12 protein-coding genes and 1 pseudogene are annotated in these 23,153 nt (G+C 34.5%); all 13 read left to right on the plus strand.

Going from position 1 to position 23,153, the window contains the following annotated elements:
• Positions 1-10 precede the first annotated feature (10 nt).
• On the plus strand, positions 11-1,858 hold the full coding sequence (locus tag ACNH59_RS10380) for a RagB/SusD family nutrient uptake outer membrane protein (protein ID WP_418262478.1): 1,848 nt from the start codon (positions 11-13) through the stop codon (positions 1,856-1,858).
• Between the two features lie 49 nt (positions 1,859-1,907).
• Positions 1,908-4,964 (plus strand): SusC/RagA family TonB-linked outer membrane protein, encoded by a 3,057-nt coding sequence (locus tag ACNH59_RS10385; protein ID WP_418262479.1) that lies wholly within the window; start codon positions 1,908-1,910, stop codon positions 4,962-4,964.
• 74 nt (positions 4,965-5,038) lie between these two features.
• A complete protein-coding gene (locus ACNH59_RS10390; RefSeq protein ID WP_418262480.1) occupies positions 5,039-5,284 on the plus strand; it encodes a hypothetical protein in 246 nt (81 codons plus the stop codon).
• A gap of 129 nt (positions 5,285-5,413) precedes the next feature.
• Positions 5,414-5,602: pseudogene (locus ACNH59_RS10395) on the plus strand (RagB/SusD family nutrient uptake outer membrane protein); the annotation flags it as partial.
• 96 nt (positions 5,603-5,698) lie between these two features.
• A complete protein-coding gene (locus ACNH59_RS10400; RefSeq protein ID WP_418264889.1) occupies positions 5,699-6,712 on the plus strand; it encodes a RagB/SusD family nutrient uptake outer membrane protein in 1,014 nt (337 codons plus the stop codon).
• A gap of 40 nt (positions 6,713-6,752) precedes the next feature.
• Positions 6,753-7,796, plus strand: coding sequence for a DUF5627 domain-containing protein (locus ACNH59_RS10405; protein WP_418262481.1), 1,044 nt, complete (start codon positions 6,753-6,755; stop codon positions 7,794-7,796).
• A 752-nt stretch (positions 7,797-8,548) separates the two neighbouring features.
• Positions 8,549-11,653, plus strand: a complete 3,105-nt coding sequence (locus ACNH59_RS10410; protein WP_418262482.1) for a SusC/RagA family TonB-linked outer membrane protein — start codon at positions 8,549-8,551, stop codon at positions 11,651-11,653.
• 10 nt (positions 11,654-11,663) lie between these two features.
• On the plus strand, positions 11,664-13,253 hold the full coding sequence (locus ACNH59_RS10415) for a RagB/SusD family nutrient uptake outer membrane protein (protein WP_418262483.1): 1,590 nt from the start codon (positions 11,664-11,666) through the stop codon (positions 13,251-13,253).
• 18 nt (positions 13,254-13,271) lie between these two features.
• A complete protein-coding gene (locus tag ACNH59_RS10420; protein ID WP_418262484.1) occupies positions 13,272-14,099 on the plus strand; it encodes a hypothetical protein in 828 nt (275 codons plus the stop codon).
• Positions 14,100-14,141: 42 nt separating this feature from the next.
• Positions 14,142-15,209: a fasciclin domain-containing protein gene (locus ACNH59_RS10425; protein WP_418262485.1), complete on the plus strand. Its 1,068-nt coding sequence runs from the start codon at positions 14,142-14,144 to the stop codon at positions 15,207-15,209.
• A 211-nt stretch (positions 15,210-15,420) separates the two neighbouring features.
• Positions 15,421-18,942, plus strand: coding sequence for a sulfatase-like hydrolase/transferase (locus tag ACNH59_RS10430; protein ID WP_418262486.1), 3,522 nt, complete (start codon positions 15,421-15,423; stop codon positions 18,940-18,942).
• 1 nt (position 18,943) lies between these two features.
• Positions 18,944-21,499 (plus strand): heparinase II/III domain-containing protein, encoded by a 2,556-nt coding sequence (locus ACNH59_RS10435; RefSeq protein ID WP_418262487.1) that lies wholly within the window; start codon positions 18,944-18,946, stop codon positions 21,497-21,499.
• A 274-nt stretch (positions 21,500-21,773) separates the two neighbouring features.
• Complete coding sequence (locus ACNH59_RS10440) at positions 21,774-23,153, plus strand: hypothetical protein (protein WP_418262488.1); 1,380 nt, start codon at positions 21,774-21,776, stop codon at positions 23,151-23,153.

Consider the following 23,153-nt stretch of genomic DNA (forward strand, 5'->3'; position numbering starts at 1 on the left):
GGGTTTACTTATGACGTTTTCCTGCGAAGAATATTTAGACATTGCACCGGAATCGGAAATTGATGCTGAACTCGTTTTTTCAAACTTTCAGAACTCTCAAGGCTTTGTAGAAGAAATGTATAATTTGGTGGTGGAATATGGTACTGCTAGTCATTCCTTCCAAGAGTATATTTTAGGTGATGACGCCTTTAATAATCAATCTTCAGGTTTTTTTATGAGTGTCCAATTAGATCAAGGGCGATTGGATCAATGGGTAGGTCAAAAATACAATTATCTTGGTAAAGATACACACCAAGGTCAAGTCGGGAATACTAGTGATGATGAAGCAAGAAAAAGACCCCATGTTTGGAGAGGTAGTATGCTGGGTATTCGTAAGGCAAATCTGGTGATTGCAAATGAAGCTTTAATGGTCGGTTTAAGTCAAGAAGAAAAGAATGTTATTCTTGGTCAAGCTTACTTTTTTAGAGCTTTCTTTCATAACGAAATTATGAAGTTTTGGGGTCGTTTCCCACATATCAAAGAAGTGTATTCAGGTGCTGTTACTACTCCACGTCCAGAAACTTACAAAGAGGTCGCATTATCAATTAACGAAGATTACAAAAAGGCTATAGAATTATTACCAGTGAACTGGGATTCTCAACCTTATGGACAAAGAACCTTAGGGGACAATGCAGGTAGATTAACCAAAGGGGTTGCTTACGCATTTCAAGGTAAAAACTTGCTTTTTGCAGCCAGCCCTTTAATGCATTTTAATAATGAGCCTGGTATTGATACCTATACTTATGACAAAGAACTTGCAGGCATGGCAGCTGAAGCTTTTGCAGAAGTGCTTAAGCTAGAGCAAGCTGGTGAATATTCTTTAGCCAAAAATATGGAAGACTATAAGACTGTGCTATGGAAAACTAAGTCGAATAATGTTTGGCCTGGATTAGAACCTAATGCTAAAGAATTAATATTTGCTGGTGCTGCTGGATCCCATGTAGGTTCCCAAATTGCTTTTATGGCAGCTGGAATTCCTAGACCAATTGGTCAATCTAATTCAGGTAACGCAAGTGCAACTCATAATTTTATACATAATAATTTCGGAATGTCAAACGGTTTATCTATTGAAGACGATCTTAGCGGTGCGTATGGCGCACCATTGTATAATCCGCTTAGGCCTTTTGACAATCGTGACCCTCGTTTTTATGCATGGATATTTGCTGATCGCGATGAGATTGCTGATAGAGGAAGTGTGCCAGCGAATAATAAATTCGCTCAGTTATATTCAACAGATGCAGCTGGTAAGAGTGGTATACACCGTAAGGTTTCGACCGACAATGAAACTGGGTATATGTTTAAGAAATTTTATCCAGAAATTAATGGTGAGTATCATGTGCAAGTAGGAAACAATATTATTAGGAGATTTAACGGTATGCGTATACACATGAGATTAACCGATGTGTACTTAATGTATGCTGAAGCGCTTCATGTGGCAAAAGGTCCAAAAACAGCATCTGCTGGTTTTTCTTTAACAGCAGAACAGGCAATTAATACTTTAAGAACCAGAGCAGGTATTCCAAATGTTAACGCTTCTATTGTTTCAGATAATAATAAATTTATGGATGAATTGAGAAGAGAAAGAGCTGTTGAGTTGTCTTATGAGGGTCATAGATGGATGGATATACGTCGATGGGGTGTTGCTCATCTACCTAAATACAAAGTTAAAACAGCATTAAATTTTGATAAAAATTGGACATTTTTTGAAGAAGTGACATTGGTTGAGAGAGTATGTGAATACCCAAAACATTATTGGTTACCTTTTGAAGTGAATCAAACACAGTTTTATAGCGGTTTCCCACAAAACCCAGGCTGGTAAGGTTTGAACAGATTTGTTTTAATTAATACTAAATATTAAATAAAAAAAAATGAAGATAAATAAATTAAATAGGTTGTATGCTCTCATGTGCTTTACCATGTTATGCTTTTCCAGTATGATAACGGCTCAAACAGCAGGTGTGAAAAAATCTGCAACTATAGTTGATGAACAAGGAAACCCCCTATCAGGTGTTTATATTTATGGTCCAAATGGTGTTAAGTCCTCAACAAATAGTAAAGGACTATTTCAAATAGCCTTATCGAATGAAGAAACTGTAGTTATCGAGAAAAAGGGATATGAATCACAAATAATTAAATTGTCTACCCTTTCGGATTTGACAGGTAACATCACTCTAAAGAAATCTGACTTTTTAGCAACGGAAGATGACAAAATAAATATGGGCGTTGTGGTTAAAAATAGACGTGATATCGTAGGTGCAGTATCGTCAACAAATACTAGTGATAGATTAGTCTATGATAATACTCAATGGGTAAGAGATTATATTAATGGTTTAACTGTGGGGGTAAGAGGCTCGTCTAATATTAGGGGTTTAGGAAATGCTCTTTTTGTAATTGATGGTGTTTTTGGACGTGATCCAAATGTTTTAAACATGGAAGAGGTAGATCAAATCACTGTACTGAAAGATGCGAATGCTGTGGCTCTATATGGTAGTCAAGCACAAAATGGAGTGATTGTTATTAATACGAAACGTGGTAAAATAAATAAGAAAGAAGTGAATGTCAATGTGCGTTCTGGTTTTAGAACGCCAGTGGCATTGCCTAATTATTTAGATGCGGCCACCTTTATGGAACTTCGTAATGAATCTTTTGTAAATGATGGTCTCGACTTGAATGTGGTTGGTTTTTCTCAAGACAAAATTCAAAAGACAAGAGAGGGCTTAAATCCTATCGAGTTTCCAGATGTTGATTTATATGATTTTGTACAACCTTTGGTAAGTACAAACACTATAACTTCTGAATTTTCAGGTGGTAATGATAAATCACAGTATTATGTTAATGTTGGATGGAATTATTTAGAGGATTGGGTTAATATTAACGATGACATTAATGCTGCTAATAACCGTTTTAATGTAAGAGGTAATATAGATTTTAAGGTTAATGATTGGATTACAAGTAGTATTGATGGTGTGGCAATATTTAATAACTCTAAAAGTGCTAGGGCGAATCTATTATCTTCAGGTACTACCTTTCTACCTTTTGATTATGCGCCATTAATACCTATAAGTAGTATTGATGCAACGGGTAATCCTGAGCTTCAGTCTTTGTTAGCTGGTGCTACAGTTTTTAATGGGAATTTATTAGGAACTGCACAACAAATTGGTGTTAATACGCCTATAGCACGTTCTATTGCTGGTGGCTACCAAGAGAATGTTTTTCGTGTAACCCAATTCAATAATGCCATAAATTTTGATCTTTCTAGAATTACAAAAGGTTTAACAGCAAAAAGCTATTTAAGTTTTGACTTTTACGAGGGTTATACCACATCTATACAAAATGAATATAGGGCTTATGCCATAACAGGTATACAAGATGGTAAAGTAACTGGTTTGCAAAGTTTTGGTCAGGATAAAAGGGATTTAAAGGAATCTAATTCATCTAATGGATTTTCCTCTAGAGTAGGTATGTATGGATTGATAAATTATCAAAATACGTTTGCCTCCAATCATTCTATAAATACAACTTTTTTGGGTTATTTTAATTCTCAAAAAGAAGCTGGTACTCTACAAACAAATAAAGATGCGCACTTAGGATTTCAGATGACTTATGATTACAAGAAAAAGTTATATGCTGATTTTTCTGGAGCTTATATACACTCTATAAAATTACCAGAAGGAAACAGAGGTGGTTTATCACCAACAGTAGGTCTAGGATATGTTTTAAGTGAAGAACCTTTTCTAAAAGAAAGTAATTTTGTTAATTATTTGAAACTAAAGGCTACAGGAGGAATTATTAAAACTGACAGTGGGATTGATGGTTATTATTTATATGATGAAAATTATTCCGATGGATCAAACTTTACTTGGGCTGATGGAATATACTCCAATAGAAGACAGAATATTTCGCAAGGTGCGAATCCAAATTTAGGTTTTGAGGAACGTATTGACTTAAACTTAGGTTTTGAAACATATTTAATGAATTCGCTTTGGTTAGAGGCTAATTATTTTACAACGGAAATCGACAAACAATTGGTTTTTTTAGCCGATCAATATCCATCATATTATAATACGTTTCGACCAAGAAATAATTTTAATGCCAATTTAACTAAAGGTTTTGAATTAGGTTTAAATTTCAATAAAACGTTTAATGATTTTTCTATAGGTCTTGGAGCGAATGTTTTATACACGCAAACAGAAGCCTCAAAACGATCTGAAACAAACGAGTTTGATTATCAAAATAGACTAGGTAGGGAAGTTTCTACAATCTTTGGTTTTCAAGACTTAGGTTTTTATAAAGAATCTGATTTTACTACTGACACAGCAGGAGATTTAGTGCTAAATAGTAATTTACCAGATCAGAGTTTTGGAGGTGCTGTGAAACCAGGAGATATCAGATATGCTGATCAAAATGGAGATAACGTTATTGATTTAAATGATCAAGTTGCTATTGGACAGAATGCAAGTCCATGGAATTATGGAGTTAATGTTAATTTAAAATATAAAAGATTTAATTTATTTGTATTAGGTACTGGGCAGACAGGAGGAGATGGTAATAAGTTAACTGGTTTTAGTAATTATTATAGCCCAAATGGGGCGGATAAATATTCTGAAGAGGTATTAGGACGCTGGACACCTCAAACTGCTAATACTGCAACTTTCCCAAGGTTATCTTCAAAAGAGAATCAAAATAACTTTAGAACATCATCATTCTGGTTGTATGATAACAGTTTCTTTCAAATTAGTCGTGCACAATTAACTTACGAGTTTACTGATGCTTTATGTGATAAATTAGGCGTAGAAAACTTTAGTTTGAATTTTCAAGGTACCAACCTTGCTGAAGTAGCTAAAAATAGAGATATTCGTCAGCTAAATGTTGGTGGTAATCCCTTAGCTCGTTCTTATACATTTGGTGTAAGAGTGTCATTTTAATTAAAATATAAATTTAAAGAGATAAAATGAAAAAAATAATAAAATATTTATCAATTATATCGGTATTTGCTGTTATGACTTCCTGTCAGGATTTCTTGGAGCCTATCGATGAAAATAGATTAGACTTTGAATTTGTGAGTACCGATCCAGCTTCTGCCGAAGGCCTGTTGTTAAATGGTTACGCTCGTTTGGAGAATCAGTATACCTTTAATGAAGCTGCTACCGATGATGCCGTAAGTAATATATTAAATAACGGCGATAGGAGAATGGCGACTGGCGAATTGGCTGCGCAGTTTAATCCTGCTTCAGCGCTGGAATAATTATGAAAATGTATTATGGTTAAATCAATTTTTAAAGGTAATTGAAGCTCGTAAAATAGTATGGAGTAAAGATGCCGAGATAAATGAAATGTTCTACCTTCGTATGAAAGGGGAAGCTTTGCGCTACGTGCTCTGCATCATTTTTACATATTGCAAGCACATGCTGGTGTAGGTACTTCTGGTGAATTATTGGGGGTTCCTTACATTACAGATTTTATTGCTGCTGATGGTAATTTTAATATCCCTCGTTTATCATTCGAGGCTACGATTCAAAGGATTATGGCGGATTTTGATGAGGCACTCACCTTGTTGCCAACAGATTATGCTGAAGTTCAGGCTAATGTAGATCCAATTTATCAAAACTTTGATTTTAATAAATACAAAGTAGTTAATGGTAATCGTTATAATTTACGTATGTCAGGAAGAATTGCAAAAGCACTAAAAGCTCGTGTAGCTCTTTTTGCGGCTAGTCCTTCTTTTTTAAATGGTCAAGGCTATTACGAAAAGGCTGCAACAGACGCGAGTGCATTATTAAACACTATTGGAGGTGTTTCTGGTTTGGCAGCTAATGGAGTTGACTATTATGTTGCCTACGATGAAACCAAAAGTGGTGAGATGATTTGGAGAGGTACTATACAGGGGACAAGTTCGAGCATTGAGCGACGCATGTTTCCTCCTTCTGTAAATGGTAGAGGGGAAATAAATCCAACACAGAATTTTGTAGATGCATTTCCTATGTTAAATGGTTTTCCTGCAACAACTGCGAATGGATACAATCCGCAAGCCCCATATGCAAATAGAGACCCAAGGTTAAATAGATTTGTTGTTGTTAATGGATCTTCTTTTGGAGGTAAGACAATCAAAACTGGTGTTGGAGGTAAAATTGATAGATTAGATTCTATTCCGCAATTTTCAACAAGAACAGGATATTACTTAAAAAAATTGTTACGACCAGACGTAAGGCTTAATGATGATGGTTCTACAGTTAATCAAAGACGTTACGATGTGTATTTTAGATATACGGAGTTATTCCTAATTTTTGCCGAGGCAGCTAATGAAGTTGGTGGTCCAGATTATGCTGTGAATGGTATGACACCACGTCAAGTTATAAGTGCAATCAGAAAAAGAGCGGGACTTGGTCAGCCTGATAATTACTTGACATCGATTTCAACAAAAGTAGCAATGCGTGAACTTATTAGAAATGAGAGACGTTTAGAATTGAGTTTTGAAGGGCACAGATTTTGGGATTTAAGAAGATGGGGAGTATCTTTAAACGAGGTGGCAAGAGGTCTTTTCTTCAATGGAACTGATTATATTGAGATTCCAACTGTAGAAGGAAGAAATTATCCATCATATGCTACCTATATGCCAATTCCTAATGATGAAACTTTAAAGTTTCCAAATCTTGAACAAAACGCTGGTTGGTAGGGCGAGCGTACTTTTTAATAGAACTTAAAAAATATTTACCATGAAAATAAAAATAGTATTAATAATAGCCTTAGTTTTTAGTCTAGTGGCTTGTGAAAATCAAGATACGGAAGTTGCTGATTTTGGCTCGACCTCAGTCTTTTTTCCATATCAATTTCCAGTTAGAACTTTGGTTTTGGGTGACTATGACTTAGGGTTTAACGATAACGATAATAATGGTCGGTTTGAAATTGGTGTTTTGATGTCAGGTGTCTTTGAAAATAAGAGTGATAGAGTTGTTAGTTTTGAATTGGCACCAGAGTTGATTGACCCAGCTGCGTTAGGATTATCGGATGTTAATGTAAAAATATTGCCAGCAGCTTATTATAAATTTCTACAACAGAGCCCAATAATAATTCCAGCGGGTTCTACTAACGGACGTGTTACTATACAACTTGAAGATGCATTTTTTGACGATCCACTATCTTTTGCAGAATTTGGTTCGGTAAATTACGTAATTCCTTTAAGAATCACTACCAAGGTGGGAATTGATTCCGTTTTAACAGGAGTGCCTTTAGTGCCTAATCCTATTAAGGTAAGGTCTAGTGATTGGAATCCTTTACCTAAAGATTTTACAATTTTCGGGATAAAATTCATGAACAAGTATCAAGGTAAATATTTACGTCGAGGAGAAGATGTTATGACAAACAATTCCGGAGTGGTTACTACATCATCTTATAAAGCAGAATTTGTTGAAAGAGATGAGTTAGTTGATTTAATAACAACCGGTAGAAATAAAGTCAAATATGTAAATCGTGTACGTAGAGGAGCTCTTTCAAGCCCTGGAGACGTAAATATTGAACTGACATTTAATAGTAATAATACGTGTACGGTTTCTAGTTTTGGTAGCGACACCCATAGTGTCTCTGGTACAGGACGATTCGTTGATAATGGTGATGAATGGGGAGGTAAAAAACGTGATGTAATTTATTTAGATTATCAATATACAGATGCAGTTAATAATGAAACTCATGCCGTTAAAGATACTTTAGTAATAAGAGATAGAGATGTTAAATTCGAGGAATTTAATATTATATTAAATTAATATTATTATAATTCTAAATAAATCGAATAATAGATTTAACTTTTTGGAATATGTTAAGAACAGCTATCTAGATTTTGTAATCTAGGTAGCTGTCTTTTTTTTAGTAAGGCGATATCGAACTTTAAAGTTTTATGAAATTTCGGTTTTGTAATTGAATAGCCATTAATGTTATTTTAGTATTTGTGGTGTGTGTTTTAAAGATTTAATATTTATATTAGTTTAATTTTAGGTAATATTCTTAAGTGCTGAGACTTTAAGAGGAGCTAATTTGATATATTGTGAACTTTTGGTTCTTTAATAATTTTAAGCTACTATTTTTTTTTAAACGGGATAAGGCTTGATGATACAGGTTCTGTTTGGAACAAACATTGTTTTAGGTATGCTTATGAATAACAATATTTTATTTGTATCAGTTTAGCGTAAAAACCTCTTTAGAGTCATTGTTACTATAGTTTTTTTACTTTTTGTATCTATTTTTTTTGTAAAAAGTTGTATTTTAATGGTTGTTTTCAAGAAAAATGTAATTCAAATTTACGGTAGTTTATTCATTAAATTGGTTTTTTTGTAGTCTTTATTATTTTAATAATAGGGTGTTTTTAAAAAAATAACACTGTACCTAACAGACCAGAACAGAAGAGATTTTTATTAGTTGTAAAATTGTTCGTTATATCTTTTGATAAATCTGAAGTCAAATTATATATAACGATTGAACCAATTTATATGTTAAAACTAAACCAATTATGAAACAAAAAATGAAGAAACAGAGAGTAGTTTCGGGATTTGCGTTAATGCTAATGCTGGTGTTAACCAGTTTTTCAGTATTGAATGCACAAGACAGAATTTCAGGGACTGTTAGAGACGCTGAAGGCATTTCACTCCCGGGTGTAAATGTGAAACAAGTAGGAACAACAAATGGAGTTGCTACTGACATGGATGGAAAATTTGCAATAATTTTAAAGCCAGGTCAAAAGAAATTAGAGTTTTCTTATTTAGGATTTCAATCTGTGACTTTGGGCGTTGTTCCTGGTTCTAATATCACTGTAAGTTTGAAAGAATCTCAAAACATTCTTGAAGACGTAGTGGTTATTGGGTATCAAAAGTTTGAAAGAGAAAAAGTTATAGGTTCGACCTCAAGTGTTAAGGCAGAATCTATTTTACAAGCTGCTCCTGTGGATGTTTTACAAGGGGTTCAAGGTAAAGTAGCTGGTGTTCTGGTTACTTCCAATAATGGTCCTGGGGAAGGATTTGATATAAGAATTAGGGGTGTGGGTACCTTAAATGGTTCAACAAGTCCTTTGTATGTTGTTGACGGGCAGCAAACCTTCAATATTGATAATCTAAATCCTAATGATATAGAAAATTTTGAGGTATTAAAAGACGGTGCTTCAACAGCTCCTTATGGTGCTCAAGGTGCTAATGGTGTTGTGGTTATTACTACTGTAAGCGGGAAAAAAGGCAAAGCAAAAATTGCAATATCTAGTGTAACTGGTATGAGTTCTTTACTAGGTCAGGTAACTGTTGCAACAGCTCGCCAACGTGTTTTACAAGATCGTTTTCTGGCTCCAAATGGTCCAACTATGGTAGATTCATTGAGTACAGGATTCAGAAGCAATATAAATACCCAAGAGTTAATATCTCGTGTGGCTTTAAGAAATCAAATTAATCTAGCGGTAAGTGGTGGAACTGACAAGGCAACATATAACTGGAGTACTGGTTTTCAACAACAAGATGGAATTGTTTTAAATAGCGATTTTAGAAGAGTAAGCACCAGATTAAAAGTTGATGTAGTACCATCAAAAAAAGTAAGTTTAGGTACTGTTGTAGGTCTTACTTTTGAAGAAACAAATGGTATCAATTCTAGTCAGGTTTTAGCAAATGCAATTGGGCGTATACCTTATGCTGCAATTTTTGATAACGACGGTTCAATTTTGCCAACAGCAAATGCTGCGGGTACAGGTAATCCATTGCAACAATTATTGTTTCGTAGAATAAATTCAGAGCGTTATAGAATAAATGTTTTTAGTTATTTTCAATATAATATTACGCCTAGTTTGTCTTTTAAATCTACTCTGGGTATCAATGGAGATATTACAAAAGGAGAAGAGTTTGTCCCTTCAATATTGGGTAATGCAGGTACAGGTTTTACTACTGCCACAGAAAATCTTACATTTGATAATAACATTCAACAAGACAATGTTTTTAACTTTAATAAAAAATTTGGTAAACATAGTTTGGGAGTTTTTGCAGGTATGCAAATACAAAAAGGTAGAATAGAACGTATAGGTTTTAATACTCGCTTGGCCGATGATTTAATACCGACTTTTAATAATGCTAATCTAGATTTTCTTGTTCCGTTAAACAATACAGGCAATATAGATAGATCACAATTTTCTCTTTTTTCAGGTTTTAGTTATGATTTTAATAGCAAATATTTAGTAGGTGCAACCATTCGTAGAGATGGTTCTTCGAAATTTGGACCTGATAATAGGTATGGTTATTTTCCTTCCGCATCTGTTGGGTGGAGAGTTAGTAAAGAAAATTTCTTAAAAAATGTTAAAACAATTAATGATCTGAAATTTAGAGCTAGTTACGGTATTGTTGGAAATGATAGAATTAATGATTTCGAATTTTCAGATTCATATGAACCAGGTGCGATCTACAATGGAACTACTGGTTATGCACCAACTACTGTGGGTAACCCTGCAATTAAATGGGAAGAAACGATCTCTACTAATCTAGGTTTTGATTTGTCTATGTTTAAAAGACGTTTAAATTTTACTGCAGATGTTTGGCAAAGGGAAACTAAAGATTTGTTGTTAAATCTGCAATTACCAGAAGAGTCTGGTTTTTCTACTTCTAGAATAAATGCTGGATCGATCAGAAATCGAGGTATTGATTTATCTATAGATGGTACTGTTTTAAAGGCTAAAGATTTCTCTTTAAAAGCAGGCTTTAATATAGGTTTCTTGAAAAATGTAGTAACAGATTTAGATACACCTATTATTTCAGGAGTTTCCCAAATTGAAGAAGGGCAACCAATTGGTAATTTTAGAGGGTATAAAAATTATGGTGTTTTTCAATGGGATGAGTCTAATGCCTATCTTTCAAATGGTGAGCGTTTAAATCCTAATTTTGACAATAACGGGTTGTTTTTAGGTTCTTATACAAAGGCTAATGGTCAAACGTACTCTCAAAGTGCTGATGGTGATATAAGACAATTAACTTATTTAGGAGTTCCATTAAAGGGAGGAGATTATATTTGGGATGATAAAGATAATAATGCTAAGATTGATTCGGATGATATTCAAATTTTAGGGAATGGTTTACCTACTACTTATGGTGGTTTTACTACAGATATTAAATACAAAAACTGGACTATGGGGGTTCTTTTTGATTACAGTTTGAATAACGAAATTTACAGACAATATGATCATCTCCGTAATTCTTTTAGTGCTAATACAAGAACAGCAAGTCCTAACCGTTTGGAATATAGATGGACAAAGCAAGGTGATGTGACTCTTTACCCTAAAATTGGACCTGCATCTGAAACTGTGCAAAACAGATTTGATTACTCTACTAGTACTGCAAATAGTCAATATGTAGAAGATGGTAGTTTTATTAGATGGCGTTATATCAAATTAGGATATGCTTTTTCTAAGGATGCTCTAGATTCAATGAAAATTGGTTTGACAGGTTTTAATTTAAGTTTACAAGCAAATAGTCTTTTAACTTGGACAAAATACTCTGGATACAACCCTGAGTTTGGTACCAGAGGAAGTGTTTTACAGCCAAGTGTGGACAACCTTAGATATCCAAACAGCCGTGAGGTATTGCTTACTATAAATGTTCAATTTTAATTTTAATATTATGAAAATATATAAAAGTATAGTGTTTGCTGCTGCTTTTGCAACACTATCAATAGTTTACTCCTGTGATGATGTATTAGACGTACAGCCAGAGAGTTTTGTTGCTGATTTTAATAGAACACCAGCTGAGTTAGATGCTAGTTTGTTGGGTGTTTATGACGCTATGCAATCGGCCTATAATGAAGCAAATTTTGTATTTGGTGAGTATAGAACCGATAGTTATGATATTGCTGGAAATAACGTTGTAAGGGCTTCTATACAAAACAGTACGATGACTGAAAATATTTCAGAACTGAGTTGGAGAGACTTTTACAGAGTAATAGATAGAGCCAATAGAATTATTATATCTGGCGAAAAACTTCCTGGAGCAGATAAAAATACAATTGCTCAGGCTTATGCTATTAGGTCTAAAGTATATTTTGATTTGATTAGAATTTGGGGAAATGTGCCACTTTTATTAGAGCCAATAAAAACTGCTAGTGATGCATACAAACCCTTATCCTCTTTTGATAAAATAATGAATGAGGTGGTTATTCCAGATATGTTAACCGCCGAAAAATCAATTTCAGCTACTCCTTCGTCTTTTAATTTTTCATTGACGAGTGTTTTAGCACACCAAGCAGAGGTGTATATGTGGCAAAAAAGAGAAGATTTAGCTATTCCAATTCTATTAAAAATCAAGGCTAATGCAGCCTATCGTTTAGCTAATTCTCCTTCAGAATGGCAAGATATGTTCTTAAATCAACCAGTTAATCCACTTTATCCTAACGGCCAAAAAATTCAAAAAGGACCAGAGCTTATTTTTTCTATTGGTTATCAAGATGCTGACCCAACGGCTTCTAGACATTTTATTGCATGGACAGGTGGAGCTAAAATAATGGTTATTCGTAGAGCGGTAGAGGACAAATGGATTGAAAGATTTCCAAATGATGCAGCTGCATGGGATGCAAAGTACCCTGGTGTTACTCCTGCTATTGCTGCAGATCCTACTAATGCGACTAATCCTCGTTATTTTTATGGTGATTGGAGACTTTTTTCAACTAGAGAGACTGGTCTTTTTCAATCTTCTATTGGAACATTTTTAAATAATAGAGCGGTACCTACAAATACTACTGCTTTAGGTTTAGGAACTGCAGCTATTGGAGATGCTAGATTGCACAAATGGAATAAAGAAAGATCTGGTTTTGTAAATAATTTAGACCGTACGGATGTTGTAATGTATCGTTTAGCGGATATGAACTTATTGTTAGCCGAAGCTTATATAAAGACAGATCAGCCAACTTTGGCTCTAAATTTAATTAATGAGCTTAGAACTGCGCGTAAATTACCTGCAGTAATTGTTGCAGAATTTGGAACGACCAAAGATCAACAAATTAATTATTTGTTGGACGAACGCCAATTTGAATTGATGGGCGAAGGAAAACGTTGGTGGGATTTAGTGAGAAATAATAAGGTTTTAGAAATTATGAATCCAATTTTACAACAAAGAGGGGTTCGAGAAATAACACAAGGACGTATTGTGTGGCCAATTTCTAATAATCACATTTTAGAATCACTAGGACAATATGAACAAATTCCTGCTTGGAAATAATAATTAATTACATATATCATGAAAAAAATTAATAAAATAATAGTTGCCTTATTTTTGGTAACAATAAGTAGTTCTTGTAGTTTACCTTTACAAGATCCTTTTGAGTTTGAGGCTGAGGATTATATTAAAGAGGAGCCATTTAAGGATGTGACAGCTTGGGAATTTATTCAGACTAGAACTTCTCTAAGGGATCCTGATAATACTTTTGTATTACGTAGTAATGCTAATGATACTAATGCTTTAAATGCAACTGGTGACAATTTAGATATTTTTATTGCCGCTATTAAAAAATTAGGCATGGAATCGTATTACAATCAAACATCGACTACTAAAAGAACCTATTTATTGCTTAATAATAATGCTTTTACCGGTAATGGTAGTAGAGATGCTTTGAGAGTTATTACAGGTGTTACAACTGCAGATAATTCAAGGATTAATCCTGATACAATTTTTGATAGTTTTACACCAGAGCAACTAAACCAGCTTAGAGCTTTTTTGCTTTATAATATTATTGATGACTATGTTACTTTATTAACTGTTCCAAAAGTTATTGATGTTTTTGTATATCCAACATTGTTACCAGCTATCAATGTTGACGAAAATGGAGTGCCTACAACTGGTTTATCTGGTCTAAAAGCTCAAATGGGTATTAATAGATTAGTTGGGGCTACTAGAGAGAATCTTAATATTAATCCAGTAGGTTCTCCACTACCTAGTTCAGCTGATATAGGTAATGTTGCAATGAGACGTTATCATTATGTTTTTAAAAATGGTGTTGGTCATTTTGTTAATGATATGCGTTGGTTTCAGCCGTATTCATTGTATGCTAATATCACAGTGAATTAATTTTAATCCTTGAATAGATTACTCATTCTTAATTAAAAAATTATGAAAATATTAAAAAATTTAATAAGCTATTGTACAGTTGTTTTTGCAGCTGTATTAATGCTTTCTTGTACTCAACCAGTTGAGGAAGGGATTACTTCATTTGTTCCTGGAGAAGTTGAAAATCCAGTTACGATCTCACAAGCGATTATTAAAGATCCTAACTTTAGTACGTTAGAAAAACTTATGAGACTTATTCAGGATGCTGCTACAACCCCAGAAGGAAGAATACTGGCCAATTTGAATTTGCCAGGAAATACAACGGTTTTTGCTCCTACAGATGCAGCTTTTAAAGCATATATGAATGCAAACAACATTGCAGACATTAGTAAATTACCTATTGCTACAATAACGAACTTGGTGTACAACCATTTATTGACAGGTAAATTTTTAGCAGCTGATTTTTCTAACGGTTTTGTTTCAACACAAGCTTCTAGAGGAACTGGTGCTAGTAAGGTATTTTTAAGCATGTATGTAAATACTACAGATGGAGTACAATTAAATGCTGTTTCAAAAGTAGTGTCATCAAATTTGACTCTTAATAATGGTGTTATTCATACTGTTGATGCAGTAATAAATGTTCCAACTGTTAGAGATTTAATAGCTATGAATCCAGCAACTTCAACTTTTAATACTGCTATAAATCATGGTGATACCAGTACACCTACAAAAGTTATTTCTATTGCACTTTCAAATGCTACAGTTTCAGTAACTGCTTTTGCGCCTACAAATGCTGCATTTTCAAGTGTATTGTTGGAGTTAGACCCAACAGGTTTAACTACAAGTGTTACTCAATTAACTGCTGTTCGAGTTGCTAATATGTCAAGGATGCAAATAGTTAGTACTGCAGCTTCTACTCCACCAATTAGTTCTGATTTATTTGTACCTCGTTCTAATACTGCTTTACAAACATTATTAGCAGGTTCAGTAGGAAGAGTTAATTTTAATGGTACATTAAAAACAATCAAAGACCCAAGAGCTCGTACGGCAAATATTACTCCTTTGGATATTCAAGGTTCAAATGGTGTGGTTCATACCGTTGACAAAGTAATGTTACCAGTTACTTTATAATTTTATTAGATTGACTGAAATCGTTTTATTAAAAATTTGCTTTATGCTGAAATAATTATAAACAATTCAGTGAATCAAAACTCTTCACTATAGGTGCCACTTATAGTGGAGAGTTTTTTTACTATACCTCTCTCAAGAGGTTTCTTCATAATTTATACTATCTTATTAAGAGTTAGTATTTCAATTAAAATATAATTAAAGAAACGTTTCTATGTACAAAAAAAGCTTCTTATTAGTTCTATTAGGTGTATTATCCAGTACGAATACTGTTGTTTCTCAACAGCAAAGTACCCCAAAAAAACCGAACATTATTTTTATTCTAACAGATGATCAGCGCTTTGACGCCATTGGTTATGCTGGAAATAAGTATGTAAGAACTCCTGAGATGGATGAGCTTGCCCAATCAGGAACCTATTTTAAAACAGCCATAGCAACAACGCCTATTTGTGCCGCTAGTAGAGCTTCTTTATTGACTGGATTGTACGAGCGTTCTCATAATTATAATTTTCAAACGGGAAATATCAGAGGTGAATATATGGATAACTCGTACCCAACGCTATTAAAAAATAGTGGTTATCATACCGGTTTTTTTGGTAAATATGGGGTCAAATATGACGGTTTAGAAAAACAATTTGACGAATACGATTCCTATGACCGTAATAATAATTTCAAAGATAAAAGAGGGTATTTTTATAAAACTATCGACAAAGATACGGTTCACTTAACACGTTATACAGGGCAGCAAGCATTAGATTTTATTGATAAATCAACTAAGGAAAAACCTTTTTGTTTATCACTAAGTTTTAGTGCACCACATGCTCATGATGTGGCACCAGACCAATATTTTTGGCAACATTCTTCGGATCATTTATTAGCGGATACAACCATTCCTGGACCAGATCTTGGAGAGGCAAAGTATTTTGATATTCTTCCAAAGTTCGTTCGTGATGGTTTTAATAGATTGCGTTGGACATGGCGATATGACACTCCCGAAAAGTACCAACACAGTTTGAAAGGATATTATAGAATGATTTCTGAAATTGATCAAGAAATTGCAAAGATTCGACAAAAACTAAAAGAAAAAGGAGTTGATAAAAACACCGTGATTATTGTCATGGGGGATAATGGTTATTTTCTAGGAGAACGTCAATTGGCAGGGAAATGGTTGATGTACGATAACTCCATTCGTGTGCCTCTGATTATTTATGATCCACGTCAAGACAAGCATCAGGATATTAATGATATGGTATTGAATGTTGATGTAACGGCTACTATTGCTGATCTTGCTGGGGTAAAAGCACCTTCTACTTGGCATGGTAAAAGCTTGTTGCCATTGGTGAAACAAGAAAAAAAATCTATCGAAAGAGATACCATTCTAATTGAGCATATTTGGGATTTTACCGAAATTCCACCAAGTGAAGGTGTGCGTACTAATGAATGGAAATACTTTAGATATGTCAATGATAAGACCGTTGAGGAATTGTACAATCTAAAAAATGATCCAAAAGAAATAAAAAACCTTATCGGTAAATCAAAATACAGAAAAATCGCAGCGGAACTCCGTGCAAAATGCGATGAGTTAATCAAGAAAAATAGTGACCACTACAGAAATTCTCCAACGGATTTAACGGTTGAATTAATAAGAGATCCTAGCGGTAGCGTTAAGGTGTTGGATACAAAACCAGAATTTGGTTGGACGGTACCATTAGAATCTAAATACCAATCAGGATACCAAATTCTAGTAGCTTCTTCAAAAGAAAATATTGATCTGAATGTTGGTGATGTTTGGGATAGCAAGCAAGTGCGTTCTAATCAATCGACTAATGTCGAATATCCAGGTAAAGCACTCGAAATAAACAAAACCTATTTTTGGAAAGTTCGTATTTGGGATGAAGAAAACCGTTTAGTCGATTATTCACAGCCACAACAATTTACTACAGGCAAGAGTGATACCTATATGCTTTCAACTGAAAACAAATATATAGTGAACAAAATCAAACCTGTGAAATTTGAAAACCGTGGTGATTTCTATTTTATTGATTTTGGAAAAGCGGCTTTTGCGACGATGGATTTTAATTACAAAGCTAAAAAAGCCCATACCTTAACCTTCAGAATTGGAGAAATGGTAGAAGGGAATAGGGTAAACCAAACGCCTCCAGCTAAAAGTAGCATTCGCTACCAAGAAATAAAAGTGGAGGTAGTGCCAGGCAAAACCAAATACCAAATTGCGATAAAAGCAGATAAAAGAAACACCTTGCCAAACAAAGCCATCGCTTTGCCAAAAGGAGTTCCGGTTTTAATGCCTTTTAGATATGCTGAAATTGAAGGCGCTCAAGAACCCATTTTGGCTACTGATGTAGAACAATTGGCTTACCATACTTTTTGGGATGATAAAGCGAGTAGTTTTAAGAGCAACAACGATATTTTGAACCAAGTGTGGGATTTGTGTAAATACTCTATCAAAGCCACTACTTTCAATGGGTTGTATGTTGATGGAGAGAGAGAGCGTATTCCGTATGAAGCAGATGCTTATTTGAATCAGTTGAGTCATTATACCACGGATAGAGAATATGCGATGGCCAGACGTACCATAGAATATTTTATGGAAAATCCTACTTGGCCTACCGAGTGGCAACAACACGTAGCCTTGTTGATTTATGCTGACTATATGTACACTGGAAATACCGAATTGATTGAACGTTATTATGAAAAGCTAAAACATAAAACACTTTATGAGTTATCCAATGAAGAAGGTTTGATTACTTCGACCAAAGTAACGCCTGAGTTCATGTACAAGCTAGGGTTTAAAGAAGGCTATACCAAACCATTGACAGATATCGTAGATTGGCCGTTGGCTAATTTTAATGGAAGTAAAACCAAAGGTGAACATGATGGTTTTGTGTTCAAACCGTATAGTACTGTAATCAATTCTTTCTTCTATGAAAACATGAAGATTATGGCACAATTTGCCAGGCTTCTAGGAAAATCAGAGGAAGCTTTGGATTTTGAATACCGTGCTGCCAAAGTGAAAAAAGCAGTAAACGAACAAATGTTTGATAAAAAACGTGGCGTTTATATAGATGGTATTGGTACCGATCACGCTTCTTTACATGCTAATATGATGCCTTTGGCCTTCGGACTGGTTCCTGAAGAGCATTTAAAAACCGTAGTGGAGTTTGTAAAATCACGTGGCATGGCTTGTAGTGTATATGGTTCACAGTTTTTAATGGACGGCTTGTACAATGCTGGTGAAGCTGATTATGCTTTGAAATTATTAGCCAGTACCGACCAAAGAAGTTGGTACAACATGATTCGCATTGGTTCTACGATTACTTTAGAAGCTTGGGATTTAGAATTCAAAAATAACTTAGATTGGAATCATGCTTGGGGTGCTGTGCCAGCCAATGCTATTCCGCGTGGACTCTGGGGAATCAAACCTAAAACACCAGGTTTTGGAGTGGCTACAATTAAACCACAAATGAGTAATCTAAAAACGAGTACTATCGAAGTGCCAACGGTTTTAGGAACTATTAAAGGAAATTATACTTATAAAGGAGCAAGACTTCAAACTTATGAAATTGAAATCCCAGCTAATATGGTGGCCGAATTTTCATTAAATGATCTGAATGGTAAAGATTTGATTCATAATGGTGAAAAAGTACCAACTGCATTTCAAGTCATCCGATTGACACCCGGAAAACATATCATCGAATTAAAAATAAATTCTTTTTAAAGTGTATACTTTAGCTAAAAACATACTAATCCTACTATTGGTTTTGAATAGTGTGGTGGGAATATCCCAAAGTCAGCAGCGCCCTTTTATTTGGGTGAAACAAGAAGACAAAGCATCTATTTTAAATAAGATGGAAACTCAAGCTTGGGCAAAATCTTTTTACAAAGAGTTTAAACAAAGAGTGGATGGAGATATCCTATTGTATAAAAAATCGCCTGAGGATTTCTTGAATAAAATTCCTTTTGATTGGTCCAAACAAAAAACAGGAACAACTCCGCCATTAAAAACCTTTAAAGATTCTGATGAGTCAAATGCCTCAGATCGATCGTTACAAAATAAATTTTTGCAGATAGGTGTTGATTGTGGTGTCATGTATTTCTTGACTGACAATGAAACCTACGCCCAATGTGCATTGGATATTTTGAATGCTTATGTTCAGGGGCTTATGCCGTTAAAACCATCTGATGAAAAAGGAAATGGTGGTTGGATTTATTCAGACGATCATTTGAGAGAAGCCAGAATTATAGGGGCTCAACTGCCAATCATCTATGATTTTGTAGTCACTTATGCCGAAAAACACAAACTTGCCTACGATCTTGGAAAAAAAGAGTATGCGGCTTTTTCGAACGAAAATGCACAAAAGGTATTTTTGACTTATGCAAGACTAGCCGTAGAACATGGTCATACGGGTTCCAATTGGTCAGTTTTAGAATCGTTTAGCTTGGTTCAGAATGCATTGGCATTGAACGATGAAAATCTGAGAAAAAAATATTTGGATTTTTATTTGGTTAAAGGAACAAACCAACAGGATGCTTTGCCTGATGTGGCTCATAAATATAAAAACGAAGGTGATGTGTATCCCGAGACTTCACAGTATTCGAATGGAGTAGCCGAGTTTACTACCCGAATGTTAATCCTTTTAGACCGCTACAATCCAGATTTAAAATTAGGTCAAAAATATTATAAGATTCCATTTTCGTTAGACCGCTGGAATAGCATTCGTTATCCAAATGGAGAAATTATTCGTTTTGGGGATGGGCATCGTCATTTTGAAGCGCCTTATGATGCCTATGATATGGGGTATTTATTAGGGAAAAATGAAGGGATTCCCCAACTGGTTCAAAAATTTGGTCCCTTAGTAGCAGAGGGTATTCAATCCAATAAATACGATAGAGCTAAAGTTGGCAAACGTTCTGCTGGTATTTCGCCTTATTTCACTCCTTTACAATTATTGTGGTTGAACGATATAAAAGAAAGTTATGATGTCAATCAAACTACTTTACCAAGAACAGATCAATTTTCACATGCCGGTGTTTTTCTGCAACGCAATCTAAGTACTACCAAAAATCCAGAAGATGGACTAATGTGTTTTGTAGGAGGCGGACAAATGGTTCACGGTCATGCCAGTGGTATGGATATGGAATTGTATGGTTTAGGACAAGTATTAGGAGTTGATAATGGACGAGGAGCATACAGAACAGATTTACACGAAAATTATTCTAGACTCTTCGCAGCGCACAATACAGTTGTAGTCAATGGAGCAAGTCAAGGCGAAGGCGGTTGGGTGAACTTAGGAATCAATTCGGCTGAATTAGTTGCAATGGAACCAATGCCATTAGAAAAAGCTATTTCTCCCAATTATTCCTTTTCAAGAACTAATTTTTTGGATGATAAAGGTGATAAAGCCGAGGCAACTCAAGAGCGCACTTTGGCAATTATAAGAACATCACCAACTACGGGTTATTATTTGGATGTATTTCGTTCCAAGTCGGCTTTGCCAAATGAATTTCATGATTATTTGTATCATAATATTGGGGATAAATTGGAATTTTCGAATACAGATTTAAACCTTTCCTCTGACGAAAATCGTTTTAAATCGGAAGTCAAAGGAGAATATCAATACAATAAAAAATATAGAAATCCAGGTTGGCATTTTTTCAAAGAGGTGCAATCATCAGCCGAGTATCATTTAGACGTGAAAGCTACTTTTGAAATCAATAAACTCAAGGATAGCAAGCGCTACATGAACGTATTTGTTTTAGGAAATAAAAACAGAGAATATACAAAGGTAATGGCACCGCTCACTTTTGAAGCGCCAAAACCTTATGATAAATTACCAACGCCTACTGTTGTTATCCGTCAAAAAGGAGAGGCTTGGACCAATCCATTTGCGGTGATTTACGAACCTACTTTTGATAAAAATTCAAAAAACGGAATTCAATCGGTATCGAAATTAGAGGAGAACGGAATCTTTAAAGGTTTTAAAGTTAGTAGTGTCGTGGATGGCAAAGAAGTTATTCAATATATAATTAATCAAGAGCAGGATGGTGTGTATGAAAACAAGTCTTTAGGGTTGTATTTCAAAGGTTCGTTTGCCATTATTTCATTGGATAAAAAAGAAAAACTTCAAAATATTTATATAGGAAAAGGCAATTCCTTACGTTATAATAAGATAAATATTCAATCTAAAGACGCTAAAAGTATTGCAGTTAATGTCGACTTTGATTCGGCAGTTCCTACAATGAATACGCGGGATGTCGTTGATTTTAAGTATTAGGAAATTAGATTAATGAAGCTTTGTTTTTGTACAATAGTTTTAGATTTTTAAAATGTATAAATTATTGAAAGAGGCTAGTCATGGTTAATGTAAAAAAGCAGAACAAGCAGTACAGGACAGCACAGCTAGTTAATATTCAAAATGTATCTTTAGCAATTAAAAAATAAGGATCCAGTCTTTTAATATGTTTAAACCTAATTTATCTTATTCATTCATCATGTTATTCTGTATGGCAGTCAGTTTTTTTGGTTTCGCTCAGAAATCAAAAATCAAGATGCCAAAGGGAAGAATTGCTTTTAGTTCTGACGGAAATTTACATGATTCAGATGATTGGGGAGCTACTGCTTTTTCGTTAGCAATGATACATTATGCTGGATTAGAAAAGCGTTTTGTCCATTATGACTACAACAATCATTTGGGAGCCTCTAGAGAAAGTTGGGAGAGAATTATGGATGATGCTGCCAAAGGTGGGGCAAAACGTTTTGGACTTGATGTGTCAAAAGTATTTGATGATCAAACCCAAAAAGAGGCTGCAATTGCCAATTTTGTAAAAGAAGCCAAAAAAAGCAGTAAAAAAAATCCACTTTGGTTTATTTGTGCTGGACCAATGCAAATGGCATATAGCATGATAGCAGAGACTCCGGAAGATAAACGACAATTTATTTATGCTATTTCTCATAGTAAATGGAATAACGAACACAGTCATGGACTAACTAAAATGACTTGGCTAGATATGAAGAGAGATTTTCCTACTGTTACTTATTATGATATTAAAGATCAAAATAAATCAAACGGCGAAGATGATTTTCAATCTCATATAAAAAATTGGCAATGGTTAAAAAATAGCACTAATGAGAATTGGAATTGGCTATACAACCTAGACGACACTCATTTAGTAGATGAAGAGGAACATTGGAAGTCAGATACTGAAAAACATTTTGATATTTCAGATTCAGGAATGACTTATTGGTTGATCACTGGAGGGCCAAATGGCGGTAATGACCAAGGGGGATGGAAAGAGGTGAAAGCGCTTTTTGAAAATAGACCAATCGAAAATAAGGAGCCAACACCAGAGATTATTTTTAATGCTGATGATTTTATTTTTTTAGAAGCTGAAAATACAAATTCTGATTTGGGTGAATGGAAATTACTAAAATTGGGAGCGACTAATTATGTAAATAAGGCTTCAGGGCTAGCACAATTAGAATTTTTGGGTAACACCCCAACTTTGGGGCCGCCTAATTCTCCCTTAGATTATCATTTTACGGCACCTAAAGATGGTAATTTTAGACTGCTGATGATGACTAGTAAAAGGCTTGAGGGAGTAAAAGGCGATTGGTGTAATGATGCTTTTGTAAAAATGAGCGGTAATTTTAAGTCAGCAACCAATTTATCTAAAGATGATTTAGAACAATATATTAAATTTTTTCAAGAAGGAGATGCTGAAGCTTCCGAGTTAGAATGGCATTGGGCAACACAGGCTGAAAAAGGCAAACATCTGTTTTTTGAATTAATTTATGAATTAAAAAAAGGTGATAACTATAAAATAACCTTAGCGGGTAGGTCACAACGTTTCAGTGTTGACTATTTAGTACTTTACGATTCGGATAAATTTAGTGTTAGGAAAGCTAAAGAAATTTTAAAAAATAATTAA

This window comes from Flavobacterium faecale, assembly GCF_048320115.1.
Lineage (GTDB): Bacteria > Bacteroidota > Bacteroidia > Flavobacteriales > Flavobacteriaceae > Flavobacterium > Flavobacterium faecale_A.

Excerpts from the sequence above, each read along its gene's own strand:
- ACNH59_RS10400 (WP_418264889.1), top strand. The coding sequence starts at position 5,699 with ATGTCAGGAAGAATTGCAAAAGCACTAAAAGCTCGTGTAGCTCTTTTT.
- ACNH59_RS10390 (WP_418262480.1), top strand. The coding sequence starts at position 5,039 with ATGACTTCCTGTCAGGATTTCTTGGAGCCTATCGATGAAAATAGATTA.
- ACNH59_RS10430 (WP_418262486.1), top strand. The coding sequence starts at position 15,421 with ATGTACAAAAAAAGCTTCTTATTAGTTCTATTAGGTGTATTATCCAGT.
- ACNH59_RS10420 (WP_418262484.1), top strand. The coding sequence starts at position 13,272 with ATGAAAAAAATTAATAAAATAATAGTTGCCTTATTTTTGGTAACAATA.
- ACNH59_RS10440 (WP_418262488.1), top strand. The coding sequence starts at position 21,774 with ATGCCAAAGGGAAGAATTGCTTTTAGTTCTGACGGAAATTTACATGAT.
- ACNH59_RS10425 (WP_418262485.1), top strand. The coding sequence starts at position 14,142 with ATGAAAATATTAAAAAATTTAATAAGCTATTGTACAGTTGTTTTTGCA.
- ACNH59_RS10410 (WP_418262482.1), top strand. The coding sequence starts at position 8,549 with ATGAAGAAACAGAGAGTAGTTTCGGGATTTGCGTTAATGCTAATGCTG.
- ACNH59_RS10380 (WP_418262478.1), top strand. The coding sequence starts at position 11 with ATGACGTTTTCCTGCGAAGAATATTTAGACATTGCACCGGAATCGGAA.
- ACNH59_RS10405 (WP_418262481.1), top strand. The coding sequence starts at position 6,753 with ATGAAAATAAAAATAGTATTAATAATAGCCTTAGTTTTTAGTCTAGTG.
- ACNH59_RS10385 (WP_418262479.1), top strand. The coding sequence starts at position 1,908 with ATGAAGATAAATAAATTAAATAGGTTGTATGCTCTCATGTGCTTTACC.
- ACNH59_RS10415 (WP_418262483.1), top strand. The coding sequence starts at position 11,664 with ATGAAAATATATAAAAGTATAGTGTTTGCTGCTGCTTTTGCAACACTA.